This window comes from Tetragenococcus halophilus subsp. halophilus DSM 20339, assembly GCF_003841405.1.
Classification (GTDB): Bacteria; Bacillota; Bacilli; order Lactobacillales; family Enterococcaceae; genus Tetragenococcus; species Tetragenococcus halophilus.
In genome coordinates, this window is the sequence record NZ_PXYA01000002.1 from 95,556 (window position 1) to 109,178 (window position 13,623).

A 13,623-nucleotide genomic window follows, 5' to 3' on the forward strand; every position below is an offset into this window, starting at 1 on the left:
TTTAGAGTTCAGAGAGGGCGCGTTTGATTTTCAAACTTCGCAACAGAACCTTTTATACTATGTTTTCGGGGATAGAAAGTGTTATATATCTCAACATGGACAACCTTTCGCCCACGTGTTCCTTTGTGAATTTCCAAATCCATATCGTCAATTTTAAGGTTGATTTCGTCCATTGCTGGCGTAAGTACTTTTTGGTTAAATTGACCGAATGAATAGCTTTTAGGAGCCCCCATCATTCTTGCGAGTTCTTCTGGTGTAGCCTGTAAAGTAGGACATGTTTTGCCTTTGTCTTTGTTCGCTTCACGCATTAGTTTATATAACCGTATTGAATACTTTGAATCGAGTTGAACCGTATCAAACAAGCGATATTGCGTATAGTCGCTCTTTAATTGGAGTAGATAAGGGGCAAGATCGGGCGACAATTCAATTTGTACTTGCCCACTTTCGTGGTATTTAGCACTCTGCACCCACCCAGTTTGTGTAATGGTGCGGTCTTGTTCGTCTAAAATCAAAACTTCCTTTTTCCGTAATGTGCCAATTGCTTTTGCTAAATCAGAATAGTTTTTTCCACTTCTCGCATATCCAAATAGCTGACCCATTTCATACAGAGAAGTCTCAACAACGTTAAAATTGCGGTCATCAGGTTTAATTTTAGAGATGACGAAGTCCATCATTTTTAGCTCTCTGGCTGTTAAATCATGGCTTGCTTTCGTAATTAAATCGTTATGTGTTACGACATAATAATAACTTTGGTCATCAATATCGTCATTAAAATTGCGGTCACTTTTAAATAAATAATTATTCATTTTTACACCACCCATATAACTTATAATAAAATCATACCATAGAATACAGGTATGTAAACATATTAGGTATGATAGGTGAACTTTTTAGGTATGATACACCTCTACAAACGTTGATATTAAAACATTTTAAACTCTCTAAGTACTTAAAGTATTACTAAAGTATTACTAAAGTATTATATAAAATAATAAAGAGAAATTTGTGTTCCAATTAACCAATCTGAACAAACACACAAAACATAAAAAATATTAAGTTCAAAAACTAAGCCCTTAAAGGTCGCCTTGCTACGCAAGCCTGCATAAAAAAGACCAAGGTCAAGATCAAGCCCTTTTTCAAGGAAAAAACTGATTGAATGACTTGCAGTAAGCTAGTTGTCCTTAACCGTCAATTCTCTGCGTACAGGAAGCTTGTTAGAGGCTCGCTATCGCTCGGTCAGGGCTAACGCCCTAACAACCCCTTGAAAAGTCCTTAAACCCCCTTAAAATCGTTTTTAAGCTTTTTAGAATTACTACGGTATATAAAACTATTTATTGCTAAAATAAACTCACAGTTTTAATTATTTTAAATATTAGTAAATTCAAAAGCCTGAAGACCAACTTAGCCCAAGGGGTTCTCCAACCAACACTACCATTGAACGTATGTTCTTTTAGTGGTATGATTCCTATGAAATACGATAGATTAATATAGGAGGCGAAATATGTTAAGTGAAAATTTTTTCAAAGTTATCCAGCACGAGGGTGTGGTTTCTGTTACATCATGGGGAAGCGGTGAGGCCCCACATGTTCGTTGTACATGGAATTCATTTTTACGTATAACTGATGATGAACGCATTTTAGCACCAATAGCTGGATTTACAAGCGTTCAAGAGGATGTGGTTAAGAATGACAACGTTATCTTGACTCTAGGGAGTCGAGAAGTTGAAGGGTTCAATGGGTATCAAGGAACAGGATTCTTAATTGAAGGACGGGCACGCTTTCTGGATACTGGTGACGAGTTTGACCGAATGAAAGAGGACTATCCTTTTATGAATAAATTACTTGAAGTCACCGTAGAATCTCAAAGGCAAATGCTTTAATCTCTTATTGGAAGTTAGACTATTATAAATGACTATGTCGTAATGAAGAGGATGTTTTATGGGAGCGGAATAATTCGTTCAAATCGCCTTTGGTGGCTAGAGTCTGCCGGAGTTCTGTAGTAAAATCGTTCATAGGGAAGTCCTCTTTTCTGTGAATGGGTGTGGTAACTTTATTCTACAGAAGGGACTTCCTTTTTTCTATTTACACAAAATATTTTATACTCTCTACAAAATCAGTCAAACAGCCTATACTTTACTATATAATTGTAAAGTATAGGCTGTTTAAATCCGCTAATTTTTATTTGTCGCCACTAAGTTTTACAAGGATTTTCGCTTGACTCTTATCATTGCTTAATGATTCAAAACCATTTTCAACGATATTTTCTAGCTCAATATGGTCAGTAATAAGTGGTGATACATCAATTTGATTATTTTCAATCATCTTCAGCGTTAGATCAAAAATATCATCTTCATACGCTAGTGTTGATGATATACGAACACCAGAAGCTGTTAATAACATTGGATTAAAGGGAATAAAATTAATAAATTACTTCGGAACTATATTTAAGTGCGCTAAAATAATATAAACAAAACATAAAAAAATGGGAGGGATTAAATGTTTGAAAGCCACTCAAAAATCAGTGAGACCTTAATTACTGTAGCCTCTATTGCCTTTTTAGTGAACATTTTTATATCTGTACTTAGTTACGTTAATAATGAAAATATGACATCTATACTAATTATTATCGTATCTGTTATGGCTTTATTAATTAATTTTTTCGTATGGAGAAAAAGTAAGAAAATAACTAGAGCATAAAAAAAGCAGATTGGATCTTGAGAAAATCCAATCTGCTTTTTTTAAAATCTTTAAACCCTTTTTAATAAAAGGGTTTATTTTGCTATTTGTTTTTAAATACTTAATCAACAAATATTTATTTGACGAGAAAGAAATTAATCGGGTATACTTCATTCAAATATTCATTTGAATGAGAGGTGAAATGATGGAAGAAGTTTGCCAAGTTGGGGTACCGCCAACATTTCGGAAATTTTGTACGTTAAGGGAATTTCAACCTAAAAAAGTCGAATTCCTGTACGCTAAGGAACCGACTTTTTTAGATTGGCTTTCTCAATTATAGCCACCGGATAGTTTGAGTGTATTTTCTTCACATAGTTAAGCTACTATAAATAAGAGCTTACCCTGCACAACAAGATAATTTTGATACATCTTTATCAAATGTAAGTGCAGCTAATTTTAATCCTTCTGCCATCGTTAAATAGGGCGCCATTGTGTCTGTTAAATCCTCGACTGTTAAGCCAAATTTAACAGCTAAAGTTCCTGCATAAATGACTTCGCCTGCATTTTCAGCAACAATATGAACGCCTATTATTTGTTGATTTTGAGCGTTGATAACAAGCTTGATTAACCCAGTTGCATCATGATTAACTAGGGCCCTTGGTACATTATCTAAATCTAAGATTGACGTTTTAACATCTATTCCCTTATCATTTGCTTGTTCTTCTGTTAAGCCAACAGTACCTACTCCAGGATTTGTAAAAATAACACCAGGAACAACAGACAAATCAATTTTCCTATTTAAGCCCCCGACTGCATTGTCCGCTACAATCTTACCTTCATGCGCGGCTACATAGACAAATTGAGGACCTAATGTAACATCTCCTGCTGAGTAAATGTGTTGATTGCTTGTCTGACCAAAATCATTCATCATGATTTCATTATTTATCCCTATTTTTACACCAGCAACATCTAAATTTAAGGCTTCAGTATTCGGTTTTCTACCTGTTGCAACAAGCAGCTGCTCTGATTCAATCACTTTTTTCTTGCCATCTACTGTAACATGAACCTTCTTTATCTCTCCAGATTGTTCTACACGCTCAAAAGTTGCCCCTTTTACAAGGTTTATTCCTTGTTCAATTAAAGCTTTTTCTACTACTTCAGAAATCTCTGGGTCATACTCTTTTAACAGTCGCTCACTTCTTTGCATAAGCGTTACTTCTGAACCTAAGTTATGAAACAATTGGCCAAGCTCCATTCCGATATATCCTGAACCGATCACCGTTAATCGTTTAGGTACCTTTTTTATTTCAAGGAGCGTTGTACTTGTTAAATACTCCACTTCTTCAAGTCCTGAAATCGGCGGGAGAGAAGGAGATGCACCCGTTGCAATTAAAAAGCGTTTTGCGGAAAGTTTCTCCCCATTGACTTCAACCGTCTGTTCATCAGTAAATTTTGCTTCACCTTCGATTAAATCAAAACCGTATTCGTCGATTAAATCGATATATTTTTCTTGGCGCATTCCACTTACCAATTCATCTTTTTGTTTCACCAATGATTTTAAATCGACTTCTCCAGCCATTGTATTTAACCCATGGAATGGATTCTTTTTAGCTAAATGATTGATCGTTCCTGCCCTAAGAAGCGTTTTAGACGGAACACAGCCAACATTTACACAAGTTCCGCCAATTGTGTGTCGTTCGACCATACCCACTTTTGCACCATATTTTGTTGCTTGAATAGCTGCTGAAAAAGCAGCACTTCCAGAGTCTATAATCAGAAAGTCATAATCGTATTCCTTTTCATTTTTAAGTATTAAATTAGACTGAGAAGCTATTTTTTCGATCTTTTCTATCTGATAATTGGATTGTTCAATCGCTTTTTCGATGCTATTAATTTCGACAGATTCACTTAAATTGAATTCTGTTTCCCCTTGCCGGTAGTTTGTTTTTATATCTTTTGCACCTATGTTTTCAAGCGCCATTGTTACATGGTTCTCACAGCTGGCACAAGTCATACCTTGAATGCTTACTTTATACTTCTTCATACAAAAGCTCCTTCATTCATCATAAATTAGTGTTTCAATGATCGGACAAGCATACATTTCTTTCTCGTTAGGACAACGTTCCTTTAAATCGCCTAACATGCTTTCAATTTGTTTTAAATCAGCAATTTGTTTTTGCACTTCTATTTGCTTTTGAGAAACAAAATCAAACATATTTTGACAACGAACACTGTCTTGATCAACAACGCCTAGCAATTTATAAATTTCGTTTAAAGAAAAACCAAGATTTTGCATTTGCTTAATAAATTTCACTCGTTTAATATCCGCATCAGAATACAAGCGATATCCTGAATCTGTACGTATTGGTTCTTCCAATAATTTTTTACCTTCATAATATCGTATTGTTTCTTTATTAACGCCACTCTTTTCAGCAAATTCACTAATCAGATACTTCATTCTTTTCACCTCTATTTATTATACACCATGTACCATAGTACATGGTCAAGAGATATTTATGATTTTAAAATACTCTACCCTAGTAGTTTTCTCTTAAAATCCCTTAAATATATTTAAAGATTTTAATACCGTAAAGAAATCGAATGGCGAAACAATCAAATAAGCATTTGACTATTAAGGCACAACATATGTATAATATTAACGATACAATCAAATGAACGTTTGAATGAGAGGTGAATCAAGTGACTGAAGTTTGCCAAACAACAATCATACATCCTGAAAAAGTGGATGTGGTGAAAAACAAACTAGAAAATAAAGACTTGTCGAATTTGCTTGTGCTAGGAAAATGTTTTAGCGATCCTTCAAGGATTAAAATTTTCTATGCTTTAGAAACCTTCAAAGAAATATGTGTCTGCGATTTAGCGGAAACCTTAGACGCTAGTATTGCTACAACGTCACACCATTTACGTTATTTAAAAAAGTATGGAATGACGAAATCACGTCAGGATGGCAAAGTAGTTTATTATTCTTTAGCGAATGAGGACGTAATTTTTGCTGTTCAAACTTTTCTGAATCTGTCAGAAAAGATAACTACGAAATTTTAGTTTGGAGGAAGTTATTTTGTTACAAAGTATTATTTCAGCGATCGCTGTTTATATTTCTACCAGCATTGATTATTTGTTTATCTTGCTGATTATTTTCTCGCAAGCACACTCACAGAAAGGTATTCGTCACATTTTTTGGGGTCAATATCTTGGAACAGGCATTTTGGTAGCTGTAAGTTTATTTGCTGCTTATGTACTGAATTTTGTCCCTCAGGATTGGATCATTGGACTTCTGGGGCTCATTCCAATTTATCTAGGTGTCCGTGTTGCCATGGGAGCCGAAGAAGAAGCAGAAGAAGAGGAAGTTGTCGAAAAATTAAAGTCTGGGGGGTCTAGTCGCTTGTTCTGGACGATGTCTTTAATGACGATTGCTTCAGGTGGCGATAATTTAGGGATTTATATTCCTTATTTTGCTTCAATCTCTTTTTCAGAAATTATCATTGCTTTAGTTGTTTTTGCTATCTCAATTGCGGTGCTTTGCTATATCAGTTATCGATTAGCAAAAATTTCTTTTGTCGCCGATACATTAGAGAAATACGAACGAATTATTGTGCCTGTCGTGTTTATTGGCTTAGGAATTTTTATCCTGATAGAGAACGGTACAATTCAGACACTTTTAGACCTAATCTAATGTTAAACTCCAAAAGACGCCTTATTTGGCGTTTTTTTGGCTTTCTAGGGGTTTTTCGAGGTTGTTAGGGCCGTTAGCCCTGACCGAGCGATAGCGAGCCTCTAACAAGCTCTCTGGTCGCAGAAACTGACGGTTAAGGATATCTAGCTTACTGCAAGTTGCTTAAACAGTGTTTTTCCTTGAAAAAAAGGACTTGATCTTGACCTTGGTCTTTTTTATGCAGGCTTGCGTAGCAAGGCGACCTTTAAGGGCTTAGTTTTTGAACTTAATATTTTTTATGTTTTGTGTGTTTGTTCAGATTGGTTAATTGGAACACAAATTTCTCTTTATTATTTTATATAATACTTTAGTAATACTTTAAGTACTTAGAGAGTTTAAAATGTTTTAATATCAACGTTTGTAGAGGTGTATCATACCTAAAAAGTTCACCTATCATACCTAATATGTTTACATACCTGTATTCTATGGTATGATTTTATTATAAGTTATATGGGTGGTGTAAAAATGAATAATTATTTATTTAAAAGTGACCGCAATTTTAATGACGATATTGATGACCAAAGTTATTATTATGTCGTAACACATAACGATTTAATTACGAAAGCAAGCCATGATTTAACAGCCAGAGAGCTAAAAATGATGGACTTCGTCATCTCTAAAATTAAACCTGATGACCGCAATTTTAACGTTGTTGAGACTTCTCTGTATGAAATGGGTCAGCTATTTGGATATGCGAGAAGTGGAAAAAACTATTCTGATTTAGCAAAAGCAATTGGCACATTACGGAAAAAGGAAGTTTTGATTTTAGACGAACAAGACCGCACCATTACACAAACTGGGTGGGTGCAGAGTGCTAAATACCACGAAAGTGGGCAAGTACAAATTGAATTGTCGCCCGATCTTGCCCCTTATCTACTCCAATTAAAGAGCGACTATACGCAATATCGCTTGTTTGATACGGTTCAACTCGATTCAAAGTATTCAATACGGTTATATAAACTAATGCGTGAAGCGAACAAAGACAAAGGCAAAACATGTCCTACTTTACAGGCTACACCAGAAGAACTCGCAAGAATGATGGGGGCTCCTAAAAGCTATTCATTCGGTCAATTTAACCAAAAAGTACTTACGCCAGCAATGGACGAAATCAACCTTAAAATTGACGATATGGATTTGGAAATTCACAAAGGAACACGTGGGCGAAAGGTTGTCCATGTTGAGATATATAACACTTTCTATCCCCGAAAACATAGTATAAAAGGTTCTGTTGCAAAGTTTTCCCAAAAATCTATTTTAGTGTAAAATTGAGAAAAAAGACAGAGAGGACAGAGTAATGAATCATTTTAAAGGCAAACAATTCAAAAAAGACGTCATTATTGTCGCTGTTGGTTACTACCTGCGTTACAATCTAAGCTATCGTGAAGTTCAGGAATTGTTATATGATCGTGGAATAAATGTGTGTCATACTACGATTTATCGTTGGGTGCAAGAGTACAGCAAAGTCCTCTATTATCTTTGGAAGAAGAAAAATAGACAATCCTTCTATTCATGGAAAATGGACGAAACCTATATCAAAATTAAGGGACGTTGGCATTATCTTTATCGTGCAATTGATGCGGACGGCTTAACCTTAGATATCTGGTTACGAAAGAAACGGGATACGCAAGCAGCCTATGCTTTCTTAAAACGACTCCATAAACAGTTTGGTGAGCCGAAAGCAATTGTGACCGATAAAGCACCTTCTCTTGGCTCCGCCTTTAGAAAGTTACAGAGTGTGGGTTTATATACTAAGACAGAGCACCGAACTGTGAAGTATCTTAACAATTTAATAGAACAAGACCATCGACCTATTAAACGACGAAATAAATTTTATCAAAGTCTCCGTACAGCCTCTTCCACGATTAAGGGCATGAAGACCATTCGAGGAATATATAAAAAGAACCGAAGAAATGGAACGCTCTTCGGCTTTTCGGTGTCTACTGAAATCAAGGTATTAATGGGAATAACAGCCTAAGATATTTAGAGTTCAGAGAGGGCGCGTTTGATTTTCAAACTTCGCAACAGAACCAACCATACTACAATCGCGCCAATAGACAGGGCCAGAGACAAGGCTTGCGAAACGCGGATCCACTCGCCAATCCATAAACTGTTCGTTCGCATACCTTCAATGAAGAACCTACCCACTGAGTACCACAAAACGTAACTCAAAGCGACTTCTTCTTGACGCAAAAGCACTGAGTTCTGTCCCGTTGTTAATGAAGAGCGACAGAACACCAACGTGTAGAAAAAAGTGTGTCCGATTATTCGCTGTAAAGCAATAAATCATCTAAATCCTGAATCTTGATCCTTTTCCCAGACAGCTGTTGAATCAATCCCTCGTCCTCCAATTCTCCAAATTGGCGACTGATGGTCTCAGGTGTCGTTCCTAAATAGGAAGCAATGTCCTTTTTTGCCATCGGCAGGGTGATGGTGGGAGAGTTGCCCATTTCAGGTTCCACATTTTCTGCCAAAAACAAAACTAAACGGGTAATGACACTCTCCACGGCTACTTGTGTCGTTTGACGTTCTGAACTTTCTAACCGTTTAGACATTTCCGCCAATAGTTTTAAAGAAATAGCTGGGTATTGTTCCAGAAAATCTTGGACATCTTTTTGCTGAATCATACAGACAACGGTATCTCGGGTTGCTTCGGCATATTCCTCGTGTATTGCATCCGGGTTGAACAAGGTCCATTCTCCGGTGAAATCACCAGGGTTCAAGATCCGCACTAGCTGCTCTTTGCCAGAGTCTGCCAATCGATAAATACGGATTTTCCCACGATTGATAATATATAAAGTATCCTCTTTTTCTTGTGAACGAAACAGAAACTCTCCTTTTTGATACTGTTTCGTGTGGGCTTTTTCAGCAATGTAATTCATCGCGCTATCCTCTAAGTGATTGAATATTGGAACCAAGCGGATACAGGCTGCGTGGTCACCAATTTCATGATGGGTATGTTTAGTCAATTCATTCTCCCCCTTTATTTATTTTGTTTATATTCGCTGCTTTTATTATATAAGTCTCTTACTACAAAAAAATTGATGCACATCAAGAAAATAGAAAAAGGACTGGAAAGAATTCCAATCCCTAAATCAGCTTCTACTTTTACCTTAATCTTCATCCTCATCAAGAGCGTCATCATCTTCTAATGCTTCTTTACCAATGAACGCTTGCAGCATCCAAATGTTCTTGTCTAAGTCATTTTTAAAAGCAATCAATGTATCTTCTAAAGCATCGTCACCCTCGTCTTGAGCTAAACGAATCGCGCGAATAGTTAGGTCACGAGTGCTTCTGAAGTCCTCGATAATATTTTCAACCATGTCTTCTGCTTTAGCGTATTTATTAACTGCATCTTCCGAAAGCATCGAATATTTTTCAAATTCAACCGTTGTCGAAGCAGGTTTATGCCCAGAAGTAATTAGACGCTCCGCAAGTTTGTCGAACCATTTTTCATTTTCGTTATACAACTCTTCAAATTTTTCATGCAACGTAAAGAAATTGGCTCCTTTTACATACCAGTGATATTGGTGCAGTTTCACATGTAATGTATGCATGTTGCCTAAAAGATGATCCGCAATGGCCGCTGCATTAATTTTCGTATGATGAACATGTTCCTTGTGTTCTTGTTCTTCTTGCAATCTTTCTTGGGGTGTTCTTTCTTGAGTAGCTTTATTTTCAGTCATGATTTATTCCTCCTATAATTTTGGTTTGTTTAAAATAGCTTTCTTTGATTCCTCCTTTTTCTTTACTGAATTTAGTATAGGATAGATTTCCGTTAAAAAAATTGACGCTCATCAAGAAAAGTATTTCTTAATAGACGCCAGGCTTCTCTATTAAATTCAACTGAAATAATCAAAGGAATGAAGTCGTTCCCTCCAAATAAAAATTTCATTAAAGTAGGGCCTAAAAAAAGAATAGCAACTATACTTTGTCAAGAGACCTGACTGCTATTTTTTTGCTTGTTATTCTTCAATTACCAAATGTCTTGCCTTGCAGTATATTAATACTCTTTCTCACTAGTGTTGCATGCAACACTAGTGAGAAAGAGTATTAATAAGATTAACCTAGAAGAATAACTTTACTTTATTTATGTCATACCATAAATAAAAATTGAAAAGAATTTTTTTATTTATTTTTAGTAGATCGATTAATAGGAGTTTTAGCTTATGGAATACCTATATTATTATTAGTTTTGACTGGTTTTTATTTTTATGACGGTTTGTCAAATTAATCTCTTATTTTGCAATACATGATTCTAAGCAATTTCATGTATTGAAAAGCAATTATAAAACTTGATAATATATCATTTTTGATATATTATAGAGGTATACAGAGAGTGATAGGAGTTTCTATGAAAAAATATGAAATAGAGTTCTATGAAGATAAGAAAGGCCAAAGTCAAATAGTGAATTGGATCAAAGAACTGGATAGTAACCCGACTAAAGAAAATAAATCCACCTTAAAAAAGCTCTATTATCAAATGGAACGTCTGGAATATGACGGCACTTTTATAGGTGAGCCTCTTGTTAAACAGATTGAGGGTAAAATTTGGGAATTACGCCCAGTTCCTAATCGCGTATTTTTTGCAACCTTAGAAGATAATCAATTAATTTTATTACACCAGTTTAGAAAAAAATCCCAAAAGACACCCAAAAGAGAAATTGAACAAGCTAAACGTGAATTAGCTGATTGGTTAGAACGCAAGAAAGGATGATTAGTATGAAATGGACAGATGTAAAGAAAGACATTAGCAGCATTTCTCAAGAAGATAAAAATCTGATTGAGTTGACTGCTTTATTAGCCAGTCTCCGTAGAGAAAAGAATATGACTCAAAAAGAATTAGCTGAAAAAGTACATGTTTCTCAGGCTCAAATAGCTCGTGTAGAAAACTTTTCTTATGCTCCTTCTCTAAAGACCATTACAAAAATTGCAGACGGTTTAAACTTAGAGCTGACATTTATAGACAAAACGACTAAAAAACTGGTAAAAAATTAAATTATACGATGAAGCTCTTTCGCTCTAAAATTAAAATAAGCTCTCTCAATACTCAAATAGGTAGCGCCCCCCAAAAGTTAGAGTGAAATCTAAACTTTTGGGGGGCGCTACCGTATTGGCTTCATTTATTTAAATCGTAAAAAAAAGATCAGACAGCAACTTTTGGCTGTCTGATTCTTTTTTTTATTTATTTTGATTTCGATTTTAACATTTTAAGATAACTTTGATAATTTTTATTCCCACCAGATAAATTATAAACTTTTTCAAATCCATAATTTAATAATAAATTTTGAGATGCATTACCAGTTACACCTTTATTACAATAAGTGACCGTTGCTACATATTTGTCTAATTCTACATTTCTTTCTCTCAGTTCAGCCAAAGGAACATGAATTGCTCCTTTAACATGTGATTTGTCATAATCTTTTTTAGAACGTGTATCGATAATTTGTAATTTTTCACCACTATTTTGGCGACGTATTAATTCAGCTGGTGTTAACAATGGATTTCGTTTTAATGCATTATCCAATGCCATTCCCGTATAAAGAATGGGGTCTTTCGTTGTCGCAAATGGTGGTGCATAGGCTAAATCTAAATGGAATAAATCTTCCGATTTTGCTTTAAACGTAATAGCTGTTGCGATTACGTCAATTCGTTTGTCTACGCCACCTTGACCGATAGCTTGTGCACCTAAGATGCGACCGGTTTCTTTATCTGCTAATGCTTTGATAGTCAATTCTTTCCCACCTAAATACTCGGCGTGGTCTGGCTTGATATTATATAAGATTTCAACATCATAACCTTCTTTTTTCGCTTCTTTTTCTGTTAATCCTGTTTGACCGACATGTAGATCAAAGATTCTGAATATTCCTGTTCCTAAGACACCTCTGTGCTCTAAATCGCCACCGGTAATGACATCTCCAGCGATTCGACCCATTTTATTAGCCGTTGAGCCTAACGGACGGTAGATTGGCTTACCTGTAATAACGGAGAAGCTTTCTGCCACATCCCCAACCGCATAAACATCTGGAAGATTAGTTTGCATTTTTTTGTTGACCGCAATTGCTCTTGAAGCTCCCAGTTCTACGCCCATTTCTTTAGCTAATTCTGTATTTGGACGTACACCTGCTGATAAAATAACGATATCTGGTTCAATTGTAATGCCGTTTGTCGTGATAACTCTCTCTACTGACGTTTCTCCTTCAATCGTTTTTACCGTGTCGCTAAGGATTAAATTAACACCTTTTGCACGCATATGCTCTTCTACACGGAAAGTCATATCTGCGTCCATAGGAGGCATGACTTGATCTTCTAATTGAACGATTGTTACTTCTAATCCTTTATGGATTAATTGTTCTGTCATTTCTAAACCAATAAATCCAGCACCAATAATCAATGCTTTTTTAGGTTGTTTAGCTGAATAGGCTCCAATATCTCGTGCGTCTTGAATATTTCGAACTTGGAACACATTATCATACTCTTTTTGATTAAATGGAGGTGGAGTGAATGGAGAAGCCCCTGTAGCAAAAACCAATACATCGTAATTTTCTAGTTTCTTTTCTCCAGAAACAAGATCCGTCACTTCTAACTGTTTGTTGGCATGATCAACTTTTGTCACTTTATGCTCGGTGAAAACTGAAACATTGTATCTCTTTTTGAACCATGCTGCATTTCTCGGGGTTAAGGCACTTAATTCTTCAACTTCGCCACCAATTTGATAAGGAATCCCGCAAACAGAATAAGAAATATCTTTTCCTTGATCGTAAACGATAATTTCAGCTTCTTCTGTGTTTCTTCTAGCTTTAGCTGCTACAGAAGTACCTGCTGCAACGGATCCAATGACAATAATTTTCATATAGTTTTTTCTCCTCACTTATTGTTTAATAAAAGCTTGTTAGTAGAACGGATTTGCTCATTAAAGAACTCAAATCGTTATCAGCTGTAAACCTGTATAGTCCATAATTTCTTTGTTAGAAGGGTACGAACCTATTTTTATAACTTCGTCATTTACAACGGTTATAGGCAAAGAATTCATTCCTTTTTCCTGCAAAATTTCCGTAACCTTACTATTTCAAACAAAAGAATTAGGGTTAGCTGATAAGTTATAACGGACAGCTTGAATACCTTCTGCTTTTTTTAGTTCGTTCATGATCGAAGAAACTCGTATTAAGTCTTCATTTACTGAAGGACCGCATACTCCCGTACTACAACACATCGCTG

The 13,623-nt window shown here is 35.6% G+C and carries 14 protein-coding genes and 1 pseudogene; 7 read left to right on the forward strand and 8 right to left on the reverse strand.

Annotated elements, in window-relative coordinates; genetic code table 11:
• Positions 1–8 precede the first annotated feature (8 nt).
• Positions 9–806: a replication initiation protein gene (locus C7K42_RS06085; RefSeq protein ID WP_123985487.1), complete on the reverse strand. Its 798-nt coding sequence runs from the start codon at positions 804–806 to the stop codon at positions 9–11.
• Between the two features lie 695 nt (positions 807–1,501).
• Here C7K42_RS06085 and C7K42_RS06090 point away from each other — a divergent pair.
• Complete coding sequence (locus C7K42_RS06090) at positions 1,502–1,879, forward strand: pyridoxamine 5'-phosphate oxidase family protein (RefSeq protein ID WP_103099664.1); 378 nt, start codon at positions 1,502–1,504, stop codon at positions 1,877–1,879.
• Between the two features lie 1,193 nt (positions 1,880–3,072).
• Here C7K42_RS06090 and merA read toward each other — a convergent pair.
• Both merA and merR read right to left on the reverse strand, forming a co-directional pair.
• Positions 3,073–4,719: a mercury(II) reductase gene (gene merA / locus C7K42_RS06100; protein WP_103099667.1), complete on the reverse strand. Its 1,647-nt coding sequence runs from the start codon at positions 4,717–4,719 to the stop codon at positions 3,073–3,075.
• A 12-nt stretch (positions 4,720–4,731) separates the two neighbouring features.
• On the reverse strand, positions 4,732–5,133 hold the full coding sequence (merR, locus tag C7K42_RS06105) for a mercury resistance transcriptional regulator MerR (protein WP_027109178.1): 402 nt from the start codon (positions 5,131–5,133) through the stop codon (positions 4,732–4,734).
• A 242-nt stretch (positions 5,134–5,375) separates the two neighbouring features.
• On the opposite strand from merR, the gene C7K42_RS06110 reads away from it, so the two are divergent.
• From C7K42_RS06110 to C7K42_RS06125, 4 genes are all read left to right on the forward strand, one after another.
• A complete protein-coding gene (locus C7K42_RS06110; protein ID WP_103099668.1) occupies positions 5,376–5,738 on the forward strand; it encodes an ArsR/SmtB family transcription factor in 363 nt (120 codons plus the stop codon).
• 16 nt (positions 5,739–5,754) lie between these two features.
• The gene (locus C7K42_RS06115) at positions 5,755–6,369 is read left to right on the forward strand and encodes a CadD family cadmium resistance transporter (RefSeq protein ID WP_103099669.1); all 615 of its coding nucleotides are present in this window, start codon (positions 5,755–5,757) and stop codon (positions 6,367–6,369) included.
• Between the two features lie 504 nt (positions 6,370–6,873).
• Positions 6,874–7,671 carry a replication initiation protein gene (locus C7K42_RS06120; RefSeq protein WP_123985486.1) on the forward strand — a complete coding sequence of 266 codons (798 nt, stop codon included), beginning with the start codon at positions 6,874–6,876 and terminating at the stop codon, positions 7,669–7,671.
• A 31-nt stretch (positions 7,672–7,702) separates the two neighbouring features.
• A complete protein-coding gene (locus C7K42_RS06125; protein WP_123985485.1) occupies positions 7,703–8,383 on the forward strand; it encodes an IS6-like element ISS1N family transposase in 681 nt (226 codons plus the stop codon).
• Positions 8,384–8,388: 5 nt separating this feature from the next.
• Here the strand turns inward: C7K42_RS06125 and C7K42_RS13115 are convergent, their stop codons facing one another.
• From C7K42_RS13115 to C7K42_RS06140, 3 genes are all read right to left on the reverse strand, one after another.
• Positions 8,389–8,688, reverse strand: coding sequence for a prolipoprotein diacylglyceryl transferase family protein (locus tag C7K42_RS13115; protein ID WP_487248015.1), 300 nt, complete (start codon positions 8,686–8,688; stop codon positions 8,389–8,391).
• Positions 8,670–9,374 (reverse strand): Crp/Fnr family transcriptional regulator, encoded by a 705-nt coding sequence (locus tag C7K42_RS06135; RefSeq protein ID WP_103099900.1) that lies wholly within the window; start codon positions 9,372–9,374, stop codon positions 8,670–8,672. The genes C7K42_RS13115 and C7K42_RS06135 overlap by 19 nt, the downstream gene beginning before the upstream one ends.
• Before the next feature lie 144 nt (positions 9,375–9,518).
• Positions 9,519–10,091: a Dps family protein gene (locus tag C7K42_RS06140; RefSeq protein WP_002292150.1), complete on the reverse strand. Its 573-nt coding sequence runs from the start codon at positions 10,089–10,091 to the stop codon at positions 9,519–9,521.
• Positions 10,092–10,759: 668 nt separating this feature from the next.
• On the opposite strand from C7K42_RS06140, the gene C7K42_RS06145 reads away from it, so the two are divergent.
• Together C7K42_RS06145 and C7K42_RS06150 are read left to right on the forward strand one after the other, a co-directional pair.
• On the forward strand, positions 10,760–11,122 hold the full coding sequence (locus tag C7K42_RS06145) for a type II toxin-antitoxin system RelE/ParE family toxin (protein WP_103099846.1): 363 nt from the start codon (positions 10,760–10,762) through the stop codon (positions 11,120–11,122).
• Between the two features lie 5 nt (positions 11,123–11,127).
• The gene (locus C7K42_RS06150) at positions 11,128–11,403 is read left to right on the forward strand and encodes a helix-turn-helix transcriptional regulator (protein WP_051923348.1); all 276 of its coding nucleotides are present in this window, start codon (positions 11,128–11,130) and stop codon (positions 11,401–11,403) included.
• Between the two features lie 187 nt (positions 11,404–11,590).
• On the opposite strand, the gene C7K42_RS06155 is transcribed toward C7K42_RS06150, so the two are convergent.
• Positions 11,591–13,258: an FAD-dependent oxidoreductase gene (locus tag C7K42_RS06155; protein WP_094243848.1), complete on the reverse strand. Its 1,668-nt coding sequence runs from the start codon at positions 13,256–13,258 to the stop codon at positions 11,591–11,593.
• Between the two features lie 69 nt (positions 13,259–13,327).
• A pseudogene (gene arsD / locus C7K42_RS13120) lies at positions 13,328–13,618 on the reverse strand (arsenite efflux transporter metallochaperone ArsD).
• Positions 13,619–13,623 lie beyond the last annotated feature (5 nt).